This is a genomic window from Acinetobacter legionensis, assembly GCF_048552295.1.
Lineage (GTDB): Bacteria > Pseudomonadota > Gammaproteobacteria > Pseudomonadales > Moraxellaceae > Acinetobacter.
The window spans coordinates 117,503-141,810 of sequence record NZ_JBIMCW010000010.1; the positions used below are offsets into that span (position 1 = coordinate 117,503).

Sequence of the window (24,308 nt, forward strand, 5' to 3'; positions counted from 1 at the left end):
ATTAAATGTGATTAAAACAGTGCAAGACACTGTTTTAACATGAGAAAAAGCAGGGCGGATTATACAGTGAAAGATTCACCACAGCCACATTCACCTTTTTTATTTGGGTTGTTAAACTCGAAGCCTTCATTTAGACCATTTTTAACATAGTCCATTTCCATACCATCGAGATAAACCAAACTTTTTGGATCTACAAAAACTTTTACACCAAACTGTTCGAACATTTGATCATGCGTATCGATATCATCAACAAACTCAAGTACATAAGCTAAGCCAGAACAGCCTGAAGTTTTCACACCAAGACGAATACCTTCACCCTTACCGCGATTCTTTAAGTAATTGCTGATATGAGTTGCAGCATTTTCAGTTAGATTGATCATGAAAACTCCGTTAAAAAATCATCTGCTAAATTTGACGAACAGATACTAGGCTTTAGTTTTCTTGCTACGGTAATCTTCAACAGCAGCTTTAATTGCGTCTTCTGCAAGCACAGAACAGTGTACTTTTACAGGAGGAAGTGCAAGTTCAGTTGCGATATCGATGTTCTTAATCGCCTGTGCTTCGTCAAGCGTTTTACCTTTTAACCATTCAGTTACGAGTGAACTAGACGCAATTGCTGAGCCACAGCCATAAGTTTTAAAGCGAGCTTCTTCAATTACACCACTGTCATTCACTTGGATTTGTAAACGCATTACATCACCACATGCAGGTGCACCCACCATGCCTGTACCAACATTTTCTGCATTTTTATCCAAAACACCTACATTACGAGGATTTTCGTAATGATCTATTACTTTTTCGCTATAAGCCATGTTGCTTCTCCAAACCTCGGGGTCAGCGTTGATAATATGTATTTCTACAATCTAATTTGGTGGCATTTTACTGATTTTCAATAAAATGCCGCGTTTTGATTTCAAGGAACTTAATGTTCAGCCCATTCAACTGAACTTAAGTCGATCCCTTCTTTGTACATATCCCAAAGCGGAGAAAGCTCACGCAATTTCTCAACAGCAGCTTTAGTAATCTTAATTACATGATCAATGTCTTCTTCAGTCGTATAGTGACCAAAGCTAAAACGAATTGAACTATGTGCTAACTCGTCAGAAAGGCCGAGGGCACGAAGTACGTAAGAAGGTTCAAGTGTTGCGGATGTACATGCTGAACCAGAAGATACAGCAGCATCTTTTAACGCCATCATCAATGATTCACCTTCAACAAAGTTGAAACTAACATTTAAGTAGTTTGCAACATTGTATACAGGGTGGCCATTTAAGAAGACTTGTTCTAAATCCTGTAAACCGTTCCAAAGTTTGTCACGCAGTACACGTAAACGTGTTTGTTCAGCTTGTAAAGATTTTCCAGCAAGTTCAAATGCTTCACCCATACCGACGATTTGATGGGTTGCAAGTGTACCTGAGCGCATACCGCGTTCATGGCCACCACCATGAATTTGTGCTTTGATACGAACACGTGGGCTACGGCGTACAAATAAAGCACCAATACCTTTAGGTCCATAAACCTTATGACCTGAGAAGCTCATCAAATCAACTTTCATGGTAGAAAGATCGATTTCAACTTTACCCGCAGCTTGTGCTGCATCTACATGGAAATAAGTTTTATTGGCACGTGTTAACTCACCAATTGCAGCAACATCTGTCACAGTACCAATTTCATTGTTCACCATCATCAATGAAACAAGTAGCGTATCTGGACGAAGTTCAGCTTGAACCATTTCTGGTGTAATTAAACCGGTTTTAGGTTCAGGTTCAAGATAAGTAATCTCAAAACCTTCTTCTTCTAATTCACGACAAGTATCTAAAATTGCTTTATGTTCAATTTTACTTGTGATGATGTGTTTGCGTTTAGAACCATAAAACTGAGCAACACCTTTAAGGGCAAGGTTATCAGATTCAGTAGCACCTGAAGTCCATACAATTTCGCGTGGATCAGCTTTTACTAAATTTGCGACTTGTTCACGTGCATATTCAACTTTTTCTTCAGCTTGCCATCCATAAGCATGTGAGCGAGAAGCAGGATTACCGAATGTACCATCAAAGGTTAAACACTCCATCATGCGTTCTGCTACTTGAGGATCAACAGGCGTAGTTGCTGCATAGTCAAGATAAATCGGACGTTTCATGTCAAATACCTGTAACCGATAAAAGGGCTGAATCAAGAGGTGCTGAATTTTGACGGACCGCAACGGTTTGTACATTGTCACGAGCGACTAAATCCGCAAGGGTGATTTTAGCTAAATAATCGGCAATATGGAGAGAGAGTTCTTGCCATAAATCGTGAGTTAAACACATTGCACCATTTTGGCAATTGCCTTTGTGGTCACAACGTGTCGCATCGACAGTTTCATTTACAGCTTCAATAATTTCTAAGACAGTAATTTCTTCAGCATGGCGCGCTAAGTGATAACCGCCATTTGCTCCACGAACACTTGAAACTAAGCCGTGACGCTTAAGCTTAGCGAACAATTGTTCAAGATAAGCGACAGATATCGTTTGGCGGTTTGCAATTTCTGCAAGCGTAATCGTTTGTTCAGGTGGCTGCAGTGCTAAGTCAAGTAGTGCAGTCACTGCATAGCGACCGCGAGTAGTTAGGCGCATGATTCGATACACATGTTTTAGACTAGATGTATGAATTTTATGAATCCTGACTAAAATAGTCAAGTATTTTTAATTTTAATTCTGACTAATTTAGTCAGAATTTATTACTTGAACAAAAAATGCGGGTAAATTTCAATTTTTGTTCAAGTTTTATGAAAATATTTGCCAAAGATTATACACGACTAATGCTATAAATAGAAAGCCCAATACGCCTAAAGCCGTATATAAACGTTGTTGGTTGAGCTGCAAGCGTTTAACACGATTTTGATATTGTTTTACTTCAACTTGAAGTGTATTGATCTTAGAACGTTGCTGATCAATCTTTTCAAGCAAAGGAGCAATGCGTTTTTTTGATGCTTTTGTCTGGCTATCATCATCTGGATTGGTTAGCCATTGCTTCCAGTCTGAAAGCAATTTAGGTGCAGTTAAGTGTACAACGAGATCACGAAACTGTTCCTTGAGGAGGTTATCGCCATCCAGGCGCATTTTTTTCATGCTACGACGATTAGCAAAGACAAATATTTGGATGAAATCGATAAGTGTACTACTCACAGAAAGGTCAATGGCTTTTTCTGGAGGCTGTAAATCAAAAAGAATACCACGATCTGTAAATTGAACATAAAAGTCAAAATAAGGAATATAGCTATTCATTTTAATTGTAATCTGCTGTTCGACGAATTTTTTTGCCTGTAAGCGAACAACACGATCATGCTTTAATACAAAAGAATAAATGGTTTCCAATATAATCATGACAATGTTTAGCAACAAACGAGAATGACCTTGCTTTTGTTGCGATTCATTCATAAAAAATTCCTATAGCAAAAACAGAGAGTCCGATCTCTAAAAAATAAAACAATCTCATCCATGACATGAAACACAATATTTCAACAATGATATAAAAATTATCTTAATAAGCATTGTCGAATTGCCAAGTGTTCCTTAACATTAAAAACAATTACTTTGCTTTGTAGAACAGTTTAGCAAAAGGTTCAATAGTTTTATTTGATAATATAGCAATATTTTCTACCTAATTTGGTCATATGGGTCATTACACGCTGGAGTTTGGGGTAAATGGAGCAAGATATGAAAAAGAGTAACAAGGAACAACCTGATCTTTACCAAGATCAAAATGAATTTAATGAATCTCAAATAAAGCCTAGAAATCATAAAAAGTCAGCATTAGATTTCAGAAAATATACAAAACAAATCTGGTTGGCTGGATTGGGAGCGTTCTCAAGAGCGGAAGAAGAGGGCAACAAACTATTCGATTCCTTAGTCAAAGTGGGGGAGGAGCTGGAGTCCAAGACAGTTGAAGTCACTGATCAAACAGTCAATAAAGTAACTGAAAAAACCAAAGAATCTGTTGCAGAAACCAAAGATAAGGTTGAAAAGCTTTTAGATCAGAGTGTAAATCATTCATTAAATAGAATCGGTTTGGTAACTGCGAAAGATCTTCAGCATTTGGAAAGTTTGATACTGGAACTCCACAATAAGGTTGATGCGCTAGCAGAAGATAACCAAAACTTACGTGAACAATTGCTAAAAAAAATGAAATAATTACCTTTAATCCAAAAAAATCGTAAATTTTAGTCGTAATTTTTGTGAAAAGCGGGTTTGGAGTCTTGCGTTTCCCCCCAAAGCATTGCTATAAAGTCGTCATGGCCTTTGATCTACAGCCTTGGAACTTAAACAAACGATATAAGAGGACGTAATCTTCATGAATAAATCAGAATTAATCGATGCGATTGCAGAAAAAGGGGGATTGTCAAAATCCGATGCTGGTAAAGCATTAGATGCGACTATTGCTTCAATTGGTGAAGCGCTTAAAAAAGGCGATACAGTGACTTTAGTCGGCTTTGGCACATTCAGTGTTAAAGACCGTGCTGCTCGTACTGGCCGTAACCCTAAAACTGGTGAAGAGCTTCAGATTAAAGCAAGCAAAGTACCTAGCTTTAAAGCTGGTAAAGGCTTAAAAGACTCAGTAGCTTAATCTGAGCTTATTGAAAGCGCGCCTTCGTGGCGCGTTTTTTATGAAATATATTAAATTATCAGTGATTGCTCGTTCATTCATTTCACAATTTCAGTTAGAATCCTTACGAAATATAATATTGGAATACTCATGGAATCGTTTCGCACTCTCATAAGGGGCTGGTTTGGTAAAGTTCTCCTTGTGTTATTTTTAGCGCCATTTGCTGTGGTTGGTATTGAAGGCTATTTCAGCGGTGGGCAAAAAGCAGACGTAGCTAAAACTGTTAATGGTCAAGATATTTCTAAAAAAGAGTTAGAAACGGTTACAAAAGGCTATACAGATCAATTATTGGCAAATCCTGCTGTTCATGGGGATGAATCATTATTGAATAAAGAATTTATTGCAAATAAAGCACTTGATTATCTGATTAGCCAAAGTCTTTTAAGACAGCAAGCTGATAAATTGGGTGTGACTTTGAGCGATGCTCAAATTGAACAGAAAATTGCGCAAATTCCTGCCTTTCAGGAAAATGGTAAGTTTTCCAATACATTGTATGCAAACTATTTACGTTCACAGGGTTTAACAAGCCAAGCATTTATCCAAAATATTCGCCAAGATTTTGCTTTAAGCATTCTAAGTTCTACAATTTCAGATAATGCATTGATTAGTAAATTAGATATCCAGCAAATTGCCAATCTGCAATCTGAACAACGTGAATTATTTTTATCAAGCGTTAAACTTGATGACTATAAAACCAACGTTAATGTGACCAATCAGGAAATTACTGATTATTACAACAAGCATCAAAATAAGTTCAAACAAGTTGCTTCAGTGGATGTGGATTATGTGGTGTTAAGCCCTGCGGCATTGACACAGCCAAATGCTGCAGTGACTGATGCTGAATTACAACAGGCATATTCACAGTTTACAGAAAAATATAAGCAAGGTTTGAAACGAGATGTTAAACATATCCTGATTACAACTGATTCTCGTACGCCTGAGCAAGCTGCGACACTTGCAAATGAAGTGTATGCAAAAATTCAGGCAGGTATGTCATTTGCTCAAGCTGCTGCGCAATATTCAGAAGATCCTGATTCTAAGGCGAAAGGTGGTGCACTTGCTGCCTATGCGCCAGGTGCCTTTGGTGATGATTTTGATAAAGCTGTGAATTCAACAAGCAATGGTCAAGTCTCTAAGCCTGTTAAAACTCAATTCGGTTATCACTTGATTGAAGTGAATACACCCGTAGATTCAGTACCATCGTTTGATTCAAAAAAAGCTGAATTGACTGCTGAGGTTTTAAAGAATAAATCTGCTAACTATTTCTCTGATACTGTAAATAGTTTAAATGAGCAAGTGGTTAACAGTGATGCATTGGATGTAGTTTCACAAGCAGTTAAGACAGTTCAAATTCAATCTGCGAATAATGTGAATTTAACGACAACCAATCCAGTTCTTGCTGATCCTGCTGTTAAATCTAAATTATTTAATGAAGATGTGAAAAGCGGAAATACGACGGCTTCAAGTAACATCCAAACTGCCAACGGCGATGTGGTATGGGTTAAAGTTCGTAAGTATCACCCAGCAGGTATACAACCTCTAGCGCAAGCAACTGCACGTGTAAAAGCACAATTGATTGAACAAAAAGCGTTCGATGCTGCCCATGCAAAATTAAATGCCATGATTGCGGATTTCAAAAAATTACCAGCTCAAGAAGTTACTGCGAAATACCAATCTAATTTTGTCCATGCGGGAACATTTACGCGTTCACAAGGCCTTAAGCGTGAGATCGAGCGTGTTGCCTTTAGCCAGCCAGTACCTAAAGCAGGCATGTGGTCTGTCAGCACTGCCAAGCTACCAAATGAGTTAGTTGTTGTGGCTGTAGCGAATGTGAAAAAAGTAGACACTGCTCAGATGGATCCAGCTGAAATTCAACAACTTACGCAAATGTATCAGAAGTTCCGTGGTGAACAATTATTAGATGATTATTCGCGTTATTTAAAATCACAAGCAAAAATTAAATAATTGATCTTCTTGGATAAAAAAAGCGCCTCGGCGCTTTTTTTATGTGAAATTAAATATAAAATTAGTACAGGAGCTATATCAGTCAGATCTGATTAGCGTATGTCTTTAATCTTTTTTAGATCTGATTGCGATATTGGCTTGGGCTAAGTTCAAATTGTTTCTTAAACGCCTGGCTAAATGCAGTTTCAGATGAATATCCCACTTGGTGGGCAATCTGTTGAATAGGCAGTTGTCCTTGTTTGATCAACTGACTGGCAAGACGTAAGCGATGCTGTTGCAAATAAGCTAAAGGTGTTTCACCAATAATTTGATTAAATAAGCTGGCAAATTTAGAACGTGACATACAACAAGTTTCAGCTAAGCTTTCTACGGTCCAACTCTGTTCTGGGCGACTGTGGATGGCTGCTAGTGCATTTGAAAGTTCTGGATGTACGAGGGCATTTAACCAGTTATTGTGATCTTGCATTTGCTCAATATAGTCACGCACACACTCAATCATCAAAATACTGACGACATGATCCATAATTTTATTTTTTCCCGCTATAGTTCTACGCGTTTCAGCAGAAACAAAATATAATCCAATTTTAAGCCATTCAGGCGCCTCATCACTCAAGGCATTTTGAATATGCAAATATGGTGGGAGTGCATTGATCAATGGGCGAGCCATGATTGCATTCATATGGCAACGTACAGAGAGGATTAATGTCTTCTCAGAACTTCCTTGACCAAATTCAATTGCGTCTTGTCTTAATCCATCAAAGAGTGATTCTATATTTAGGCTTTTAACCAACTGCGTGTCTAAGTGATTTTTTACAGTATGTGCTAAACCTGCTGGAATTAAAAACATATCACCGGTTTGTAGTGCAACATTCATTTTGGGTGAAAATTCTAAATAAGCATTTCCATACAAAACAATATGCGCGATCACGGCATCTTGTTTTGGGCTCTGAAATGACCAATCACCTTGAGCTTGAAGGTAAATATATTCTGAATGGTTGAGATGAATATCATCAAAAATTTTACTTAAAGCATCCATAGATTCAGTTCAAATTTCCTGTTCTCAAATAATAAAAATGTTTCATGCTATTAAAACATGTGCGCAAAGGACAAACTCTATGTTGAAGATGCCAAAGACTTTTTCATAGGTTTTATGGACGCTTACAACTGTCTTTAAGTTGAATTTTACATAAATATATAACTAAGTAGAAAGATAGGGAAGATATAGCCATGAATGCACCAGTTCAACTGACAGAGCAGCAATTGCAAGAATTAAAACCAAAGTCAGGTTTGGCACTTGATAAAAAGCGTTATCTTTGGATGATTAGCCCATCACTTCCCGTGATTGGGTTAGGAATTTTAGCGGGATATCATGTTGCACCTAAGCCACTGAAAAAAGTTTTTGCATTGGGTGGGCCACTTGTACTGCATGTGATTATTCCAGCCATAGATTCATTGATTGGTAAGGATAAAAACAATCCGACCAGTGAAGATGTAAAATTACTTGAGCAAGATCCGTATTATTCACGTTTGGTCAAATCCTTTATTCCGATCCAATATGTCGCCAATGTTTATGCATGTTATTTGGTTGGACGTAAACAAACATCTCTTTTAGATAAGATTTTGCTTGGTGTCTCAATGGGTGCAATTAATGGTATTGCTATTAACACAGCACATGAGTTAAGCCATAAGCATGACCGTATGGATCATATTTTATCGCATTTAGCATTGGTTCCATCAGGTTATAACCATTTCCGTATCGAACATCCTTATGGACACCATAAACGCGCTGCTACACCTGAAGATCCAGCTTCATCGCAAATGGGTGAAACGCTTTATGAGTTTTTACCACGTACCGTCATTGGTTCATTTAAATCAGCGATTGAAATTGAAACCAATCGTCTTAAACGTAAGGGCCTTGGATTTTGGTCTAAAGATAATGAGTTATTGCAAGGCTGGACAATGACCGCAGCATTCCATTCATCTATGGTTGGGTTATTCGGTAAAGGTATTTTGCCTTATTTGGTAACTCAATCAGCTTATAGTATTACGTTGTTCGAGATCATTAATTATATTGAGCATTATGGTTTGTTGCGCCAAAAAGATGAAAATGGCAAATATGAACGCACAATGCCTGAGCATAGTTGGAACAATAATAACATCGTAACGAATTTATTCTTGTATCAGTTACAACGTCATTCAGACCATCATGCCTTTCCGACACGCCCATTCCAAGCGTTACGTCACTTTGATGAAGCACCTGAATTGCCAAGCGGTTATGCAAGTATGCTGTTGCCAGCGATGATCCCGTCGTGGTGGTTTAAAATCATGGATAAGCGGGTATTTGATCATTACAAGGGTGATTTAAATAAGGCCAGTATTTATCCAAAACGCCGAGCAAACATTTTCAAAAAATTTGGGGTCGTGGACAAATTGTTGAATAAATAAAATTTAATTTTAAGATAAAAGCCCAGAATTGGGCTTTTATTGTTTTTGAGCATTAAAAAATATCCCAGCATTTTAAATGTTGACTAACGCTACTTTTAGTTGTGAGTCATCCTTGTTAAAGCATAAGCACTTGTAACTCAATTTCAATGAATGCAAAAAAAATCCCTGAAATACTATCTTTCTTTTTCTGTTTATTTCATAGTATTCATTAATGGTATTTTAAATTTACAAATGTAATTTGGAACTTCGTATGAAATGGGAAGAAATAGGCAATCAACCGTGTTCAATTGCGCGTACATTATCTGTATTGGGTGATCGATGGACCATGCTTATTTTACGTAATGCTTTTATGGGTTTACGTCGTTTTGATGATTTTCAAGAAAATTTAGGTGTGACAAGACATGTATTGTCTGAACGCCTAAAACGTTTGGTTGAGCATGAAATATTGGTTAAAGTGGCTTATGTAGATCGACAAGAGCGTTATGAATATCGCTTAACTGATAAGGGTTTAGATCTATATCCTATTTTATTAACCATGGTGGCATGGGCGGATAAATGGATGGATGAGGGGCTGGGTGCGCCTATGGTGTATCAACATAGCGTCTGTGGACATGAGTTTACTCCGATATTGGTATGTTCAGAATGTCAGCAGGCTGTGAATGCGAGACAGGTGAAGCCAATCGTTACGTCTGCGTTTTTCCAATACTTAGCGCAGAAAAAATTAGCTTGATTGCTATTCCTTAGATGATTTTTAATATTTATCATGAATTGATTTTAGATTAAGTTGTTGGTAAAAATCATAAAAATCTAAAGACATGTGCACTTATTATTTTTAGTGTTTGTGAAAATGTTTAGATGAAGCGTAGCAAGTAATTTGAAATTTTAATTACTGATATTGTTTTTAATTTTTGTTAACAAGATATAAAATATGTGATTGTTCAATTTAAAAAAAATATAATTTAAAATAATAAGTAAAAGTATGAAAAACAGTAACTGTAATCCTAGTTTAGAAAATAAGGTTTATTGCTTGATAGCGAATTGAGCGATTTTTTAAACAGATAATTTTGATCAAGTCATTCACTTTTATATACTTATTTAACTGATGCAAAATTTTAATAATTTATAAAATATTTAATATGGAGTAATCGAATGGGAATTGGTTCAAGCCCAACAGTCGGAAGTACCTGTGATACGTGCCTACAGAAGTTTACGATTCATTTTCGAAGATGTGAAGATAACATATATGATGGAAGTTATGGTTTTGATTGGTACAGACCAGAATACTTTAAAAAATTAACCAACTATAGACCGAATGCAACAACAAAATTTGGAAACAAAGTTGCTTTAGTTAGTGGTTCGATACAATCATTAAAAGCGACATATACCCAAGACCAAATTACCAAAATTAGCCCATTTGGCACAGAATATATCCCTGCATGGTTAGCAATTTACCCAAGCTCACAAGAGGATAGCAATAGTTCTAATTCTGTCAATCAAGGGATTAGGCTTAATTTAGAGTTGAGACTATTAGATTCAGAAAATAATTTTTCATTAAAAAATGATGGAACAAAGATTAAGTTTGAAGTTTCAAATCCGAATATTATTATTGAACCAGCAGAGTTCAGTGTCGAAGATTTTATTTACGCCAAAAAAATGACCCGAGATTTAGGCGAAGATACTAAAAGAGAAGAAGAGATTTATTATCTAGCTTCAGAAATAGTGAATATTAAGTGCACAGGTGCTTTGCAAAAACATGAAGAAATCATTGTAACAGCAATAAAAGGAGAGACCCAAGAGAAAGTTGGGAAGCTAATGCTTTATCATAATGCTGTGATTCCTACTATATCAGTTATCTTTGTAGACGTTATAACTGATGGAAAAAAACCAAGCCGTTCACATGATTATGAAAATTTTTTAAAGCATAACTCATTTAACCAAGCTTTAATTAATGTAGAAATAAAAAATGCCCCAACATTTGATTTAAACAAATATCGTAGCAAAGACGATGATGTTAATATATCTTTGAATAAATTAAATATAAATGACACGGGTTATTTTTTAAGTGACTTAACTAAGTTTTATAAAAAATATCAAGATAAAAACTTAGCGACTAAAAATTATGTTTTCGTAACAACTGTAGAAATAAAGAATGCAGTTGGTGCTGGTGGTGACAGCGTTACTTTATTTAACTGTCCTCAAAATATATTTAATCAAGTCGTGGTACATGAATTAGGGCATCGTTTTGGATTAGATCATTTGTTTGAATCACAGAAAATTACAGCCAAAGGATCGAGCTTTCAATTTATACAGGGTACTACAGCTAATTTTTTAGATTATGATCATTCGGATGGCGTAAATTTAAAAAATAAAACTGCAGTCAATCCAAATCAAACACTAAAATATTTTTTTAAATACCAATGGGATTTTCTCAGGAAAAAAGTGAAATAATTATGCTATCGCCAATTTAGATATTTACTCGCTATATTGATGGGTTTGATCTCATATTGAATTAAACGAATCAATTTTTATGCATTGATCACAAACAATTTGCAGGTTTAGGGATACCCGCCAAACGGCTTAAATGGCGGGCAACCAGTCCTGTATTAAACTTATCTTGTAGAACAGCATTATCAATTGCTGGGTTGATCGTTTTCATTAAAAATTTAATCAGTGGACGAGTCGCAGGAGAGTGGCCAAACTGGGTATAAAATTGACGTACTGCATGCAACACTTCAAAATGCCATGGGGTCAGTTGTAGATCTAAACTTTGTGCTAACTCTTGGGCAACCTGTTCATTCCAAATGGTGTAATCTACTAAATGACCATCTTGGTCTAACTCAAAGCTCATAAAACCACCTAAACAAAACAACTGAAACAATGTAACTTTTGATCAACAAAACATCAAAGATTGATTTTTAAAAAATCGAAGATAATTGACAACCTAGCCCACTATTTTAAACTGATACAACGGCTAAAGTCTAAAACCAACTGAGCAAATTGTGGGTAAGAAATTGATTTAAAATTTTCAGGAATGGATTCAGATAAAATCTCAGCATCATTTTCAAGAAGATAAAGATTCTGTTTGTTTGTTAAGCGCTGATCTGCTGCAAACAGTACCGCATCACCCATTAAAACAATGTGATCATGAGAACCATACAGTTGATCCAACTGATTCAATATATGGTCTGTATGTATAAAAGAAGATTGAATTAAATAAAGTGTTTTATCTGACATTTGAACTTTCCATCTACAGCTTACCAATACAACACATGATCAAAAGACTGAATAAATTCAGCATTCAGTTCTACAAATTTCAACTCTTGTTGTGATTGAGTAACAAAATTCGAGGATTTATTCATATTTTCTACTAAAACTGGTGTTAAATCATAGAATTCAAAGCTATCGACTAGATTCGAAGCAAGCTTAAATACGTGATTTAATTGGTCAAAAGCCATTTCTGATTTAAGTAGGCTTAATCCAGCGTCTTTAAGTAACACTTTGACTTTACAGCCAAAAGTTGCAAGCACCATGGTTGCTGACAAGCTTTCATGTATCTGCAATGTATTTAAATTTGCTTGAGTTATCACAACGAGCACAGTATTCACACAAATTACCTTTTAAATGCAACACGCTAATGGGATGATCAACTTAGAATTGAATGATACGATCTGTAGATTGAACAGCATCTGCAAGTTCGCCTAAACCCACAAGCTCAAAACCTTTTGCAAGATTATCGGCTGGAATTTGGTGACGTTTGGCATTCTCTTGATCTGTTATCCCCCGCGCTAATGCAGCACTCACACAGACAGGAAGTCGAATTGAGAGTTTTTGCCATTCTACAGATAAATTACGTTGATCGTCAGGAACCCATTGCAAGTTGTTCGCAACTTGTACACCATCTTGATAAAAGAAAACACGAAATTCTTGATCTTCAGCTTGCAGTGCTTGAGCTAAACCCAATGCATGCCATGCATGGATTGAAGTCGGTGCTGCGGTGATTAGTAATAAAGTACTCATTTGATGGCGATTCACTTGGAGAATGGACAGTTTGCAACATTCAAACTTGATAATGATAGGTAGTATACAATGATTTTAGGTGACATTTTTATGATATTCTCTAAAATCAAAAAAATCACTCAATAAAATATCTTTATAAACATTACCTTATTGGATTTTTGGAATTATTAAGTCACTATATCTTTTATATAATCTGCATGAAATAACCTGTATTTTCTTCCTTTTTCCCATAAAATTGATAGAATAAAATGAAATCTACACCAAATCTGCACCAACAATGAAACTTCCAAAACCAATACAACGTGGATCAAGTTGGCGTATTACTGTAACTTTTGATAATAAGAGATACTCAGCAACTAGAGATACTGCAAAAGAATGTGAACAATGGGCATCCCTTAAACTACTTGAACTTAAAACAGGGAAGGCTAATCTTGAACAAGGAATAAAACCAGCTTATCCATTTCGACTATTATGTAATAAATATTATGAAGAACATGGTCGCCATATGCGATCGGCTCGTACTATAAACTTTAAATTAAAAAACTTAGATCATATCGCACCAAACCTTGCAGACAAGTCAATTTATGACTTTAGGCCAGCCGACATTGCAGAGTGGCGCAATAATCGAAAGAAAGAAGTTAAGGTGGCTACCTTAAGAAATGAGCATGCAATATATTCAGCAGTTTTTACATATGCAATGAAAGAGTTGTTTTTGCTTGAGTCTAACGTTTGGCACTCTGTATCAATGCCTAGTAAAGAAAAATCACGAAATCAGAGAATTACTCCTGAACATCAAGATACTTTACTAAAAGTGATGGAGTGGGATGGTTCAACCATGCCAATTAATTCTAGACAATATGTCGCATGGGCTTTTTTATTTGCACTTGAAACAGCAATGAGGCAGGGTGAAATATTGGCGATGCACAGGGCAGACCTAAGAGATGGTTTTATTCATCTACCGATGACTAAAAATGGTGAATCTCGTAACGTGCCTCTATCCAAGGAAGCAAAGCGCTTGCTCTTATTGCTTCCTCCAGAAAATGATAAATTATTACCTATTGATAAGAATATATTTTGTGCCATGTGGATGAGGGTTAAGAAAAAAGCAAAGCTGCCTGAAATTAACTTTCATGATTCTCGACATGAAGCTATCACAAGAATGGTTAAGGTTCGTAAATTACCAGTAGAAGTTTTAGCAAAGATCACAGGGCATAAGACAATCGGGATATTAATTAACACTTATTACAATCCAGATGCACAGGATCTAGTAGAGATGTTTAATGACAGTGAGAGCTAATTAGCTCTCGGTCTGCCTCTTTTTTTATTTTTAGTGGTGAGTAGATCATGGGCTAATCGTGGATTATACAAGGCCTTGCCTGGAGTACCTTGATCTATTGAGATAAGCCGTTCTCTAATTGTTGTGGATGATAGACTATATTTTTCGGCAAGTTGTGCTGCAGAAACTAATTCAACATCCACTTCCTTCAACTCTTTAACAATCCCGCCACCAATATTTTGACCAAGCATTACCTGCGGAGGGGTATCACTTTCGACAGTGATAATGTATTTGATAGCACCCATTCAGGCCACCTGCTTATGTATTTGATGTTTCAAGTTTTTGATCTTAGCCATTAATAGGCAAGATTCATTGCTATCTGGTGTAGCCAATTCATAATAGCTTTGACTATATCTGACCATTTCAGCCTTGCTCATTAGAATCAAATTTTCAATTCGACAATCTGTTTTATCCTGGTTCTTAAAGGCCACCACATATCCCTCAGGAATAAGGCCTTTTTCCTTTTCCCAAACTATTCTATGTTTTAATTCAAACACGCTTGGCTCAGATGTTTTAACCAGGACATAACCATCTTTAGAGCAAATTCTTTCATAGCCGATGGGCTTAGCATTCCAAGTTGGCCGACCTTTTTTAAAACTTGTTTTATTAGCTTTAGTAAGGCCCTTGGTACCGGTATTCCAGGGTTTAGAGCCTTTCTCGAAACAACCGGTTCTGCCAGTGCTCCATTTTTTTCTCTTACAAAGGGATTTAATTTGATCAACAGTAAAAGATGTACCGAATAGAGCATTAGTCTTTTCAGTTAACTCTTTTCGCCCCAAGATGCAATTTGATTTAATAAAATCCAATTGAGCTGGGGTATATTTAATAGCAGTACCTTTTGACATAAATCACCCAATCAGATTTTGAGGAACTTCAATTGGATCGACATTTTTCAATCCCTTATGTTCAGCAACAAGCTTGGCAGCACTTAAGCGCATATTGTTATTCTCAATAACCTGTTTACTGATTTTTTCAACGGCACAGGCTTTTTGGATTTCCGCTTGTAGGTCATCGCCCTTAAGATCTGGATTACTCAAACGATCAAGTTGAGCAAATAAAATAGAATTTAAATCTATAGGTGTATTCATTGTTGTATCTCCCACGGTGTATCACTTGCCATTGTCAAATCTGATCGCCGTTGACTTACATAGCTTGTTAAACGTTCCTGTATTAGCGGATCACATTCATTTATTTCTTCTTCAAGTTTGGAAAGGTCAATTAAAGTTTTGGCTTCTTGAATACGAACCATCAATGATGATTGTGATTTTTCTGGTGGATTGAATTCAGCCAAACGTTTATGAATAGCATCCATAACTGGCTTACGTTCCTCTTCGGTCCAGTGCATGGTGTACTTATAAAGGGCATTTGCTTCTTTAGGAGTGTTAACTATCTTTAAACGCTCCACTAGCTCATCAAGAACTGACTGATATGGATGTAATGCAAGTGAGTTATCATCGGAAATGAGTGGATCTTCTGAAATGGTTACATTTTCTTGAGACACGATTTTGATAGGCTGGTTAAATTCAGCTAATTTGCTTTCTTTGGCCATCGTAATTTCAAGCATTTGTTCTGCTGAAAAATCCACCTTATCAACATTCAATAAAGTGCTTTCAACCTCAGCAGCAGTAGAGCAAGCACGCAAGCCATCTAAATAAAGCTGCAATTCAGTTTCTATAGATATAACAGGCTGTGTCTCTACTACTTGTGGCGATTCTTGCTCAACATTCTTTTTGGTGTTTCTAGTTTTTTTAGGCTTTTCACTGAAACCGTCTTTAATTTCAATCTCAGTAATCATATTGCCAAACGTTTTACCAAATGCCTGAAGCTGCAGCTGTGCATTTTCAGCATCTAATTGAGCAAATCCATTTGCCACACTCAAACATATATCTCCATGTTCTGGATCGTATTTAGTACGCAAGATACATGTTGGCATCACAATAAAAATTTCTTGGCCATTCTCCAGATCGTGTGGTTCTACTGGCTTAGTAAATTGAATATCTGCCAAAGTTAACGATTCACGTTTGATACAGAACTCATAACCAGGTAAAGCGAAGATCGTAGCAGGAAATTGATTCAAGTCATCAAAGTCCATCAATTCGCCAACAGCGCGGCACATAATATTTTTACCAGCCATGAGTGCTGAAAATGCTTCATTACTATTTAATAAATTCATTTTTTATTTTCCTCAATGCTGCATTTGATTTTGTTGTTGAACTTGGTTTATCGGTGGCGCTTCATTCCATCCCATTTGATCTGCTCGAGCACGGCAGGCTTTTGATATACCTGACTCGTATTGAGTGCCTTTGAATGTGTTAATTGCTTTATCAAGGGTTTGAGGATTTTTAGCATCTTTTATAGCTAGAAGTGCATCGTTATAACGCTGAGCCAATGGCTTTTGTTGCTGGCCACTAGCTTGGTTATTTTGATTGCGATTCGGTTGTTGAGCCTGTCTTGAGTTTTGCTGATTATTTTGATTTTGAGTGGGCTGTTGTTTTTGCTCATTGTAATGTGCAGCAGCCATTTCTTGATATTTCCAATCATCCCAAATACCTGAGAAAATATCACCAGCAAAACCAATAAAACTAAGCGCCTTGACCATTGCATCTGTGACTGATTTTTTAGGGGCATCCTCGTCGTATATCATTTTTCCTGTACTGGTTTTATACATGGCCATTGTTCCGCCCATATGTTCCACTGAACACTTTTTACCTTCTTGCATATACCAAACGCGGACTGTCGCATAATGCATCATTGTTTCGGCATTACATTGCTGAAAACCTTGTTGAACTATTTCAATTCCCCAACCTTGGCCACAAGGGCCAAAAGTTTCGGTAGCTCGCTGAACTAACCAATACGGTTGAGGTGATGAGCCTTTATAAGACTTACCAGTAATGGGTTTTACTTTGCTTGGATCGGTAATGCTTAAAGAATTCCAAAGATCCATGTTTGTATTATTTGAAATAGTCATGATTATGCTCCAACCCAGCCCATACGTTTTTTATACGCACGACGTTCATAAGAGGGGATATTTGAATTTTGAAGTCCAATAGCCAATGCTTTACGCTTTTGAAATTTACGTTCACGCTCAGCTTCTTCTTGAACCCAAGATAAAGATCGAAGCTTTTCACCTAAAACTTCATCAAGATTTTCTAGAGAAAGTAGCCAGCGCACATAGCCACGCTTAAGGTCTACAAGGGCAGTGCCTTTGAATTTTCCGAAGTAAATTACTTCTTGAGATTGAGTAGATGTATTCATTAGACAGCCTCCACCAAACGGTTACGCTCGATATAACCGATAATTATCTGATTGATATTTCGGTGATCGTTGTAATCTGTGAAGTCGTTATATTCTTTGCCGTTGATGTCTTGGATCTCGTCAATTGCTAAGTTGGTGATATCAACTGCAGTAAATTCGGAACCAGGAACACCGTAGTTATCTTGATGAGATTCAAAATCAAAGCTAACTTTAAGTAAAAAGCTATCAAGTTTAACAACGGCCATGCCTGATGAATCAGAAGTGACTTTTAAAGCTTGGATGCTATATGAAGAAGGGGTAGTGTTAGGGATTGCTAATGCAGGTTTGTATTCAGTAACCTTCTGATCATATGTAAGACCAATAGCACCTACTGTGAATAAACCACTGATTGCAGCTACTTTGATAAAGCTGGATGGCTGTACACGATGTGTAACAGGGGGATTGATGGAATTTGGTTTTGTGTTCATACTTATCTCACTCGCTTGAGTAAAAGCACATTTGATTTCGAGGTCGGATGTGCTTTTTTATTGTTGGTTAGATAAATATAAGAAAACTTAGTTTTATTGTCAATAATTATTCTAAGAAAACTTATATTTTACAGAAAACTTATTTTACTTGTGATTTAATAAACAAAAGAAAACCCACACATGGTGGGTTAAATTGTTGCTAATTTTGTATTAGCACTGAATATTGTATCTAGCTTTATACGATTCAATTGTTTTTAAAATATCTGAACTTTTATCAATATCTGTAGGCTCAGTCAGCTTCAGATAAATTGGAAGGTATTCTTGTTTGTAGGTAACAGGAAATTCCTCACAAATTACTTTTTTTCGCTCCTCTAATGGAGAGGAGGGGCCTGCTAGTGTTGCAAGATACATTGTCATTTTTAAATCAACCTCTTGATATTTTTCAAGAAGTTTTTCTCGCTCAGCTGAAATTTGCTCAGGTTTTTCACATCCAAACATTGAAAGTGTCAACAAGCATAAAAATGAAATAGTTTCCATAAGGTAGATTCTTCTTAGGTTTTTGTTAGGGGAAAGAAAACTCACAATGGGTAGGATAAGTGGAGTTTATTAAAGTGATTAAAACTTAATTTTTGATCAGACGCTTATTTTCATACATTTTTTCATCAGCTTCTTGCACAGCATCTAATAAACTGTAAGAGGGATTACGAATTGCAAAGCCAACAGCGATACTGATATTAGCATTTGTAAAAATTTCCTGAATTCTATCAAATAAAAGCTTTGCCCCCTCCTTTGTATTCTCAATGCTGAGAATTGCAAATTCATCACCACCTATTCGAGCCACAATATCATTATTACGGACACAATTTTTTAGTAGATTTGCTGTAGTTTTTATTAAATCATCTCCGATTAAATGTCCAAGTTGATCATTTACAGTTTTTAAATTATTAAGATCAAGCATAAAAATTGCAGCAGGGTGACCATAACTTTTACATCTGGCTTCTTCTAGTACGAGAAGTTGATCCCATCCTCTGCGATTAAATAAGCCTGTTAAGGAATCACTTAATGCCTCGGCTTCAAAAAACTCTTTTTGACGTTTCTGTTCATTTTCCCGTAATTCAACTTGTAAGATGTAGCTTAAAATTTGACCTAAAAGATTAATTAATTCTTCTTCCTGTAGTAGTGCTTCGGATTGTGGATTAGGATCAATTGCGCAAAGAGTACCAAATAAGGTTCCATCTTCTTTTATAAGTGGTTGACCAATATAAGCTTTAATATCAATTTTTTTTGCTATTGGTGCATTTAAGTATAAAGGTATTTCTTCTGAATGAGGGGCTATTTTAGGAGCTTTTCCTAAAACCATATGAGAGCAAAATGAATCCGCCCATGAGAAAACTTGCCCTGGTGAAACATTATATCCTTTATCTTCACATTGAAGGACGATCCAATTATCTCCTTCGGTACGGGTAATCATCCATAAATTGAATCCAAATTTCTGAGATAAAAATTTTAAAACTGTTTGTCCAGCCTCTTCAAAGTTTTTAAAAATTATATCTTCCATTCCATGGGCCTATTTTATTGTTTAGATTAAAAATTGCTTATAGTATATAGCTTTTCACAAGGCAATTTAATGAAAAACTTGTTAAACTTAAAGAACATATGAGTTGCTTTTAATTATATTTTCAAAATTTACACAAAATAGGTGATTTGAGGTTTTATTGCAAATATAACACTTATTCATTTGAATACTTTTCCAAAAACTCATCTATCCATCCTTGTGCCACTTCAAGGTTTGTTATGTCAGTTAATTTTAAATTGGTTTCTTCCGCTTCGTTAAAACCCTCAATAATGGCCTCAAAGATATTTGCTTCACTTATGATCTCACGCGCTATTTCTGCAGCATCATAACTTTGCTTGGCTTTTTTAAGCGAAGCTATTTGTTTGTCAATTCCTGCACTAATTTTAGCTAAGGCTAATTTGAATTCTTGACGATTAATCGTTAGCGCAGTTTTGTATTTATTAAGTGTTGCGATCATTATTTTCTCTTTTATTTAAGAAGTTTTAATTATCCAACTCGCCAAAATTGACGAGCAGATTAGTAAGTTGCACCACATCTCAGTTTCAACTTTTCCTAATCTTGGATCTACGTTTTGATTTGTATACATATCTAATAGAATCAATTACCTCCCCAACAAAGATACACTCTTCATCAAGAGGTATTATGTTGGGTTTGAACTCAGGGTTTAACGCCTGTAAGTATCTTGAGTTATCAGTCTCAATAACTAAACGCTTGAAAGTCGCTTCATCATGTTTTCTTACAACAATTACATCCCCAGATTGCATTTCATAATACTGAACCGTAGGGTCAACAAGAATGTAATCTCCTTCTTGGAAGGTAGGATAGTTACTCAATCCTTGTACTTTCAAAAAAAAGCATTTTTCACAATCATCGGGTAATGGAAGCCAATCCTCAACTTGTGACATATCAACTGATTCTACATTTGTGAACATACCAGCTTGCACCCAAGATAGAACAGGAGCCATTTTAGGGACAACAGGGATAGCGTTTTTTTGATTCTTAATCTCACCACCCTTGCCAGTAAGAATATATTCAGATGTAACACCAAATTCATTTGCCATGGCCTCTAGTGAGGCAGCCTTAGGTAGATAACTGTCTTTTTCCCACTCTGTAACTGCTGGCGAACTTACGCCAGCAATCTTCGCTAATTGCACTTGAGTTAATTTTTTCGAACGTCTAAGCGCACGTATGCGCTGACCAGCAGATTGTTTTTCCATATAAGTTATCTTACATATTGCTTTTATAAGTTTTCTTTGATTAAATAATAAGAAATCTTACTTTTAAGGTGTTAGTGATGACCAAACAAGAAGCATTGGATTTGCTTGGGGTTAATGGCGTAGAACTGGCTAAGCTTTTGGGTATTGAGCCATCAGCAATTTATCAATGGTCAGAAAACAAAATCCCATTAGCTCGTGAATACCAAATTCGAGATTTAGCAAATGGGAAAGAACCAATTACACGTCACCAAGTGGCATAGAAACCACCTTGAGCTAAGTATCAACATTTAGTACTCAAAGTGAAACGTGAATAAATACAAAGGATTCACATATGGAAATTAATTTAAGCCGAGAAGCCCAAAACGCAATTTGGCAAATGATAAGTAATACACCGGGATTTACGCCTAAAGATATTGCGCAGGTACTTGGGGATTCACATAACACAATTTGCAATTACGCAAATATCAATATGCCGAACCATTTACCAAGTATTAAGAAGTTAGAAGCAATTCTTTATTACACCCAAAATCCAGCGCTGTTAAAAATTTGGGCGCATGAACTTGGTTTTGCCTTAGTTCCAGTGACTTGTGACCGCAGTAAGCACCATGAATTGTCGATTTTTGAGGCAATGATGCAGCACAACATAAAGTCAGGAAAGACTAACAAAGCTGTCTATGAAGCGTATGAGGATGGTGTTGTAACACCACAAGAATATGAAGAGATCCATCAATTGACATTGCATCTAATTGAATTGGCGACAGCTGTAGATCAAGCAGCTTTAAAACAAATGAAGAAGTACACATCAGGTACTGAAATAGAAAAAGCCTGATCTCGAACATCAGGCTTCCTATATCCATAACAGGGTGGAATGAATATGAAATCAAATTTAGCACAAGAAAAAGAGCCAGGCAAATACATGAATGGCGATGTGGTTGTGTATATGAATCACATCAAAATAAAAGACTTAAAAACGATAGAAGCGTATCAACCAAATAATTACTATTGGCTAGAAGGCGGCAAATTGGTAAAGGAGGCGGATATACGCACAGCCACTTTGCCAGAGCTATTTCATAAACGCCGTTTAGATGAAATCGAGCAATCGATCGCGGAGGTTTCATGAATAGCCATTTTCAAACCAAACCTGATCATAAACAGACTCAAGAAATCCAATCATTTTATGAACCAACTTTGCTTTTGCTGAACCATATTCATGACATCAAAAAAGGCAATTTAAGAATGCGTGGTTACAACGAAGAGAATGCAGCTGTAACCAAGGAAGAATTGGCCCAAAAAATGGCATATCGATTCAAGATCACGATTTGGTTAGCACATCAGGTTATAACGAGCTTGATCAAAGCTGAACAGGTCATTTCATTTGGTGGGTACGTAAAGCCTAAGGTCGGTGAAATATGAGCTTAGATGCAACAGTGTGGGCATGGAAAGCTACAGTCTCATGTGCAAGTGAAAGGCTTGTGCTTTTAGCTCTTGCTGATCGAGCTGGGGATGACCATAAGTGTTTCCCAAGTTTAAAACGGTTAGAGAAAGACACCACTTTAAATCGCAAAACGATTATCAAAGTTTTAGACGAACTTGAGCTTAAAAAGTTGATTAAATTTACAGGTGAAATTAAAGGAAATGGGGTTAAGGTTTATCAATTGATCGGTGTATTTGGACGAGAAGATTGTTCAGACACCATTACCAAAAAGGGGACTAGTACCAAAAATGACACTGGTGTTGATTTAGGTACTAGTTCCAAAAACGGTACTAGTACCAATAATGGAACTGGAACCAGTACCGATATTGGTACCGAGACCAGTACCAATTTTGGGACACAGAACCTCCCAATGAATCTCTCATTAGAATCTATAAATAAAAAAGATTGGCTTTGTTTGAAAAAACTTCGTTCTGAATTAGATCAAGCTGATCCCACGGTAGTACCAAAATCGATTATCGAAGCAAGTTGGTTTGAACGTGAGAAAAAAGCATTCGAGCTTTTCAATGCTGGAAATAATCTGTGTGATGATCTTTTGATTTACCACTTCGCTGACACACTTTTGAAAAATCGTCACAAATACGACAAAGCGCAAAATGGCAAATCAAGCGGTGAATCTGATTTAGTATTTTTCTCATCACCTCAACAGATTTACGTGTTTGCTAACAAACTTGCTCAACTGCCTGATGTCATCGATAAATTCAGTATGCCAGGTGAATCCTTTGAAAAACTAGCAAGCCGCATTGCTGCAAAACTCTCAGATCCGAATGAACTTCAAAACTGGAAATCACATCTGCAGGCAGTAGGATTTAAGCCTAAGGGTAGAGGTGCTGCGTAAGTGGAAAGCATCTCAATTGCTGAATATCAAAAACTTTATGGTGCGAGAATCAGGAAGAAATCTAACTCGAAGCGCAGTACTCGAGTTAGAACTCATCAAGGTGAAAGTATCGGTGAAACATTGTTGGCCAACCAGTTAAGAGTTTTAAAAATCAGCTTTGAACAGGAATATAAATTCCATTCTAAACGTAAGTGGCGTGCTGATTTTCACATTGTAGGCAAGAAAGTATTGGTTGAGGTTGAAGGTGGTGTTTGGAGCGGTGGACGTCATACACGTGGGAAAGGTTATATCGGTGATATGGAGAAATACAACGCTGCAGTGGTAATAGGATATCAGGTATTAAGGTTTAGTACAGAGCAAGTGAAATCAGGTTTAGCAGTTCAACAGATTGAGATGATGGTAGGGGATTTATAAAGATGGGTACTGTAGTTGCAACACAACATATTTTACAAGCAGTTGATTGGTCACGATTTGACTTAGAAGGCTGGTTATATCAGTTTGGTGCTTGGTTATATACCAATACAGGTCCTTCAGGAAAAAGCGTAAATCCAATCGCTATTGCAATGGAAAACGCAGTAAAATATAAAAAATATAAAAAATTGAGTTCTGAACAAAGACTAAAAATTATTACTGGTTATCTTATAGATGATCTTGGACAAGCAAAGCCAAGAAAGACACGTCAAACTTGTGAAATAAATGATAATGAAGCGAGAGCCGTACAACGTTTAATTTTAGATCTACAAGGTCAGTCAGAAATCTTGGATGATTGGATGAATGCAGTGATTAGTCGTTATTTTTATAGTTGTTCATGGTCAGAGATGGTGACACCAGAACGCACTCAAAATGATGCTCGTTCTGATGTTAAGTGTGGATTAGCAGTGTTGCATAGTAAATATGGATTTATTAATTATGCTGTCAATAAATCCATAAAAGCACACGAAGCCTAATTCAAGGCTTCTTTTTGAGCCTGTAAATTATTTTGTGTAAGTTCCATTTTTTATAAATGATCTTTTAATCGATCATCGAACTGAATCGTAAACCAATTCATTGCTAAAC

At 36.4% G+C, this 24,308-nt stretch carries 35 protein-coding genes; 14 read left to right on the plus strand and 21 right to left on the minus strand.

The window, feature by feature from the left end; genetic code table 11:
- Positions 1-59 precede the first annotated feature (59 nt).
- The 5 genes from iscA to ACG916_RS10145 all read right to left on the minus strand — a co-directional run bounded on the left by iscA (position 60) and on the right by ACG916_RS10145 (position 3,419).
- Positions 60-380 (minus strand): iron-sulfur cluster assembly protein IscA, encoded by a 321-nt coding sequence (gene iscA, locus ACG916_RS10125; protein ID WP_034610390.1) that lies wholly within the window; start codon positions 378-380, stop codon positions 60-62.
- Positions 381-425: 45 nt separating this feature from the next.
- Complete coding sequence (iscU, locus tag ACG916_RS10130; protein WP_004720629.1) at positions 426-812, minus strand: Fe-S cluster assembly scaffold IscU; 387 nt, start codon at positions 810-812, stop codon at positions 426-428.
- 110 nt (positions 813-922) lie between these two features.
- Positions 923-2,140, minus strand: coding sequence for an IscS subfamily cysteine desulfurase (locus tag ACG916_RS10135; RefSeq protein ID WP_336951319.1), 1,218 nt, complete (start codon positions 2,138-2,140; stop codon positions 923-925).
- Between the two features lies 1 nt (position 2,141).
- Complete coding sequence (locus ACG916_RS10140; RefSeq protein ID WP_336951317.1) at positions 2,142-2,615, minus strand: Rrf2 family transcriptional regulator; 474 nt, start codon at positions 2,613-2,615, stop codon at positions 2,142-2,144.
- A gap of 150 nt (positions 2,616-2,765) precedes the next feature.
- Positions 2,766-3,419: a hypothetical protein gene (locus ACG916_RS10145; RefSeq protein ID WP_336951315.1), complete on the minus strand. Its 654-nt coding sequence runs from the start codon at positions 3,417-3,419 to the stop codon at positions 2,766-2,768.
- Between the two features lie 267 nt (positions 3,420-3,686).
- On the opposite strand from ACG916_RS10145, the gene ACG916_RS10150 reads away from it, so the two are divergent.
- The 3 genes from ACG916_RS10150 to ACG916_RS10160 all read left to right on the plus strand — a co-directional run bounded on the left by ACG916_RS10150 (position 3,687) and on the right by ACG916_RS10160 (position 6,609).
- Positions 3,687-4,172 carry a phasin family protein gene (locus ACG916_RS10150; RefSeq protein ID WP_419327510.1) on the plus strand — a complete coding sequence of 162 codons (486 nt, stop codon included), beginning with the start codon at positions 3,687-3,689 and terminating at the stop codon, positions 4,170-4,172.
- A 160-nt stretch (positions 4,173-4,332) separates the two neighbouring features.
- Complete coding sequence (gene hbs / locus ACG916_RS10155) at positions 4,333-4,605, plus strand: non-specific DNA-binding protein Hbs (RefSeq protein WP_004720620.1); 273 nt, start codon at positions 4,333-4,335, stop codon at positions 4,603-4,605.
- 129 nt (positions 4,606-4,734) lie between these two features.
- The gene (locus ACG916_RS10160) at positions 4,735-6,609 is read left to right on the plus strand and encodes a SurA N-terminal domain-containing protein (protein WP_419327512.1); all 1,875 of its coding nucleotides are present in this window, start codon (positions 4,735-4,737) and stop codon (positions 6,607-6,609) included.
- A 115-nt stretch (positions 6,610-6,724) separates the two neighbouring features.
- Here ACG916_RS10160 and ACG916_RS10165 read toward each other — a convergent pair whose 3' ends face one another.
- Positions 6,725-7,645 carry an AraC family transcriptional regulator gene (locus ACG916_RS10165; protein ID WP_336951309.1) on the minus strand — a complete coding sequence of 307 codons (921 nt, stop codon included), beginning with the start codon at positions 7,643-7,645 and terminating at the stop codon, positions 6,725-6,727.
- Between the two features lie 191 nt (positions 7,646-7,836).
- On the opposite strand from ACG916_RS10165, the gene ACG916_RS10170 reads away from it, so the two are divergent.
- The 3 genes from ACG916_RS10170 (at position 7,837) to ACG916_RS10180 (ending at position 11,502) form a co-directional block, all read left to right on the plus strand.
- Entirely contained in the window at positions 7,837-9,054 is a 1,218-nt protein-coding gene (locus ACG916_RS10170; RefSeq protein ID WP_336951307.1) for an alkane 1-monooxygenase, read from the plus strand.
- A gap of 250 nt (positions 9,055-9,304) precedes the next feature.
- Positions 9,305-9,784: a winged helix-turn-helix transcriptional regulator gene (locus ACG916_RS10175; RefSeq protein WP_336951305.1), complete on the plus strand. Its 480-nt coding sequence runs from the start codon at positions 9,305-9,307 to the stop codon at positions 9,782-9,784.
- A gap of 419 nt (positions 9,785-10,203) precedes the next feature.
- Positions 10,204-11,502, plus strand: coding sequence for a reprolysin-like metallopeptidase (locus ACG916_RS10180; RefSeq protein WP_327858607.1), 1,299 nt, complete (start codon positions 10,204-10,206; stop codon positions 11,500-11,502).
- A gap of 88 nt (positions 11,503-11,590) precedes the next feature.
- Here the strand turns inward: ACG916_RS10180 and ACG916_RS10185 are convergent, their stop codons facing one another.
- From ACG916_RS10185 to tusD, 4 genes are all read right to left on the minus strand, one after another.
- Positions 11,591-11,902 (minus strand): TusE/DsrC/DsvC family sulfur relay protein, encoded by a 312-nt coding sequence (locus ACG916_RS10185; protein ID WP_004821403.1) that lies wholly within the window; start codon positions 11,900-11,902, stop codon positions 11,591-11,593.
- Positions 11,903-12,003: 101 nt separating this feature from the next.
- Positions 12,004-12,288 (minus strand): DsrH/TusB family sulfur metabolism protein, encoded by a 285-nt coding sequence (locus tag ACG916_RS10190; protein ID WP_239045683.1) that lies wholly within the window; start codon positions 12,286-12,288, stop codon positions 12,004-12,006.
- 20 nt (positions 12,289-12,308) lie between these two features.
- The gene (locus tag ACG916_RS10195; RefSeq protein ID WP_336951300.1) at positions 12,309-12,659 is read right to left on the minus strand and encodes a hypothetical protein; all 351 of its coding nucleotides are present in this window, start codon (positions 12,657-12,659) and stop codon (positions 12,309-12,311) included.
- Between the two features lie 43 nt (positions 12,660-12,702).
- Complete coding sequence (gene tusD, locus ACG916_RS10200) at positions 12,703-13,071, minus strand: sulfurtransferase complex subunit TusD (RefSeq protein WP_004720599.1); 369 nt, start codon at positions 13,069-13,071, stop codon at positions 12,703-12,705.
- 277 nt (positions 13,072-13,348) lie between these two features.
- Between tusD and ACG916_RS10205 the strand changes: the two genes are divergently transcribed.
- Positions 13,349-14,368: a tyrosine-type recombinase/integrase gene (locus ACG916_RS10205; RefSeq protein ID WP_419327514.1), complete on the plus strand. Its 1,020-nt coding sequence runs from the start codon at positions 13,349-13,351 to the stop codon at positions 14,366-14,368.
- Here ACG916_RS10205 and ACG916_RS10210 read toward each other — a convergent pair.
- The 11 genes from ACG916_RS10210 to ACG916_RS10260 all read right to left on the minus strand — a co-directional run bounded on the left by ACG916_RS10210 (position 14,365) and on the right by ACG916_RS10260 (position 20,922).
- Entirely contained in the window at positions 14,365-14,652 is a 288-nt protein-coding gene (locus ACG916_RS10210; RefSeq protein ID WP_154129732.1) for a DNA-binding protein, read from the minus strand. The genes ACG916_RS10205 and ACG916_RS10210 overlap by 4 nt on opposite strands.
- Positions 14,653-15,252: an HNH endonuclease signature motif containing protein gene (locus ACG916_RS10215; RefSeq protein WP_419257949.1), complete on the minus strand. Its 600-nt coding sequence runs from the start codon at positions 15,250-15,252 to the stop codon at positions 14,653-14,655.
- Between the two features lie 3 nt (positions 15,253-15,255).
- Complete coding sequence (locus ACG916_RS10220; protein WP_314340615.1) at positions 15,256-15,495, minus strand: hypothetical protein; 240 nt, start codon at positions 15,493-15,495, stop codon at positions 15,256-15,258.
- Complete coding sequence (locus ACG916_RS10225; protein ID WP_419327516.1) at positions 15,492-16,580, minus strand: hypothetical protein; 1,089 nt, start codon at positions 16,578-16,580, stop codon at positions 15,492-15,494. The genes ACG916_RS10220 and ACG916_RS10225 overlap by 4 nt, the downstream gene beginning before the upstream one ends.
- Positions 16,581-16,592: 12 nt before the next feature.
- Positions 16,593-17,375 (minus strand): hypothetical protein, encoded by a 783-nt coding sequence (locus tag ACG916_RS10230; RefSeq protein WP_419327518.1) that lies wholly within the window; start codon positions 17,373-17,375, stop codon positions 16,593-16,595.
- Between the two features lie 2 nt (positions 17,376-17,377).
- A complete protein-coding gene (locus ACG916_RS10235) occupies positions 17,378-17,662 on the minus strand; it encodes a hypothetical protein (protein ID WP_419327520.1) in 285 nt (94 codons plus the stop codon).
- Positions 17,662-18,129 (minus strand): hypothetical protein, encoded by a 468-nt coding sequence (locus tag ACG916_RS10240; protein WP_419327522.1) that lies wholly within the window; start codon positions 18,127-18,129, stop codon positions 17,662-17,664. The genes ACG916_RS10235 and ACG916_RS10240 overlap by 1 nt, the downstream gene beginning before the upstream one ends.
- A gap of 210 nt (positions 18,130-18,339) precedes the next feature.
- Entirely contained in the window at positions 18,340-18,666 is a 327-nt protein-coding gene (locus ACG916_RS10245; protein ID WP_419327524.1) for a hypothetical protein, read from the minus strand.
- Between the two features lie 85 nt (positions 18,667-18,751).
- On the minus strand, positions 18,752-19,687 hold the full coding sequence (locus ACG916_RS10250) for a sensor domain-containing diguanylate cyclase (RefSeq protein WP_419327526.1): 936 nt from the start codon (positions 19,685-19,687) through the stop codon (positions 18,752-18,754).
- Between the two features lie 172 nt (positions 19,688-19,859).
- Positions 19,860-20,162, minus strand: coding sequence for a hypothetical protein (locus ACG916_RS10255; RefSeq protein ID WP_419327528.1), 303 nt, complete (start codon positions 20,160-20,162; stop codon positions 19,860-19,862).
- Between the two features lie 85 nt (positions 20,163-20,247).
- Complete coding sequence (locus tag ACG916_RS10260) at positions 20,248-20,922, minus strand: LexA family protein (RefSeq protein ID WP_419327530.1); 675 nt, start codon at positions 20,920-20,922, stop codon at positions 20,248-20,250.
- 77 nt (positions 20,923-20,999) lie between these two features.
- On the opposite strand from ACG916_RS10260, the gene ACG916_RS10265 reads away from it, so the two are divergent.
- From ACG916_RS10265 to ACG916_RS10295, 7 genes are all read left to right on the plus strand, one after another.
- Positions 21,000-21,182, plus strand: coding sequence for a Cro/CI family transcriptional regulator (locus ACG916_RS10265; RefSeq protein WP_419327532.1), 183 nt, complete (start codon positions 21,000-21,002; stop codon positions 21,180-21,182).
- A 71-nt stretch (positions 21,183-21,253) separates the two neighbouring features.
- Positions 21,254-21,751, plus strand: coding sequence for a phage regulatory CII family protein (locus ACG916_RS10270; protein WP_004720015.1), 498 nt, complete (start codon positions 21,254-21,256; stop codon positions 21,749-21,751).
- Between the two features lie 45 nt (positions 21,752-21,796).
- Positions 21,797-22,042, plus strand: coding sequence for a hypothetical protein (locus tag ACG916_RS10275; RefSeq protein WP_419327534.1), 246 nt, complete (start codon positions 21,797-21,799; stop codon positions 22,040-22,042).
- Positions 22,039-22,335 carry a hypothetical protein gene (locus tag ACG916_RS10280; RefSeq protein ID WP_419327536.1) on the plus strand — a complete coding sequence of 99 codons (297 nt, stop codon included), beginning with the start codon at positions 22,039-22,041 and terminating at the stop codon, positions 22,333-22,335. The genes ACG916_RS10275 and ACG916_RS10280 overlap by 4 nt, the downstream gene beginning before the upstream one ends.
- Positions 22,332-23,252, plus strand: a complete 921-nt coding sequence (locus tag ACG916_RS10285) for a helix-turn-helix domain-containing protein (RefSeq protein WP_419327538.1) — start codon at positions 22,332-22,334, stop codon at positions 23,250-23,252. Before ACG916_RS10280 ends, ACG916_RS10285 begins: the two co-directional genes overlap by 4 nt.
- Entirely contained in the window at positions 23,253-23,666 is a 414-nt protein-coding gene (locus ACG916_RS10290) for a DUF559 domain-containing protein (protein ID WP_419327539.1), read from the plus strand.
- A 2-nt stretch (positions 23,667-23,668) separates the two neighbouring features.
- Positions 23,669-24,199 (plus strand): hypothetical protein, encoded by a 531-nt coding sequence (locus tag ACG916_RS10295; RefSeq protein ID WP_419327540.1) that lies wholly within the window; start codon positions 23,669-23,671, stop codon positions 24,197-24,199.
- The last annotated feature ends 109 nt before the right edge of the window (positions 24,200-24,308 follow it).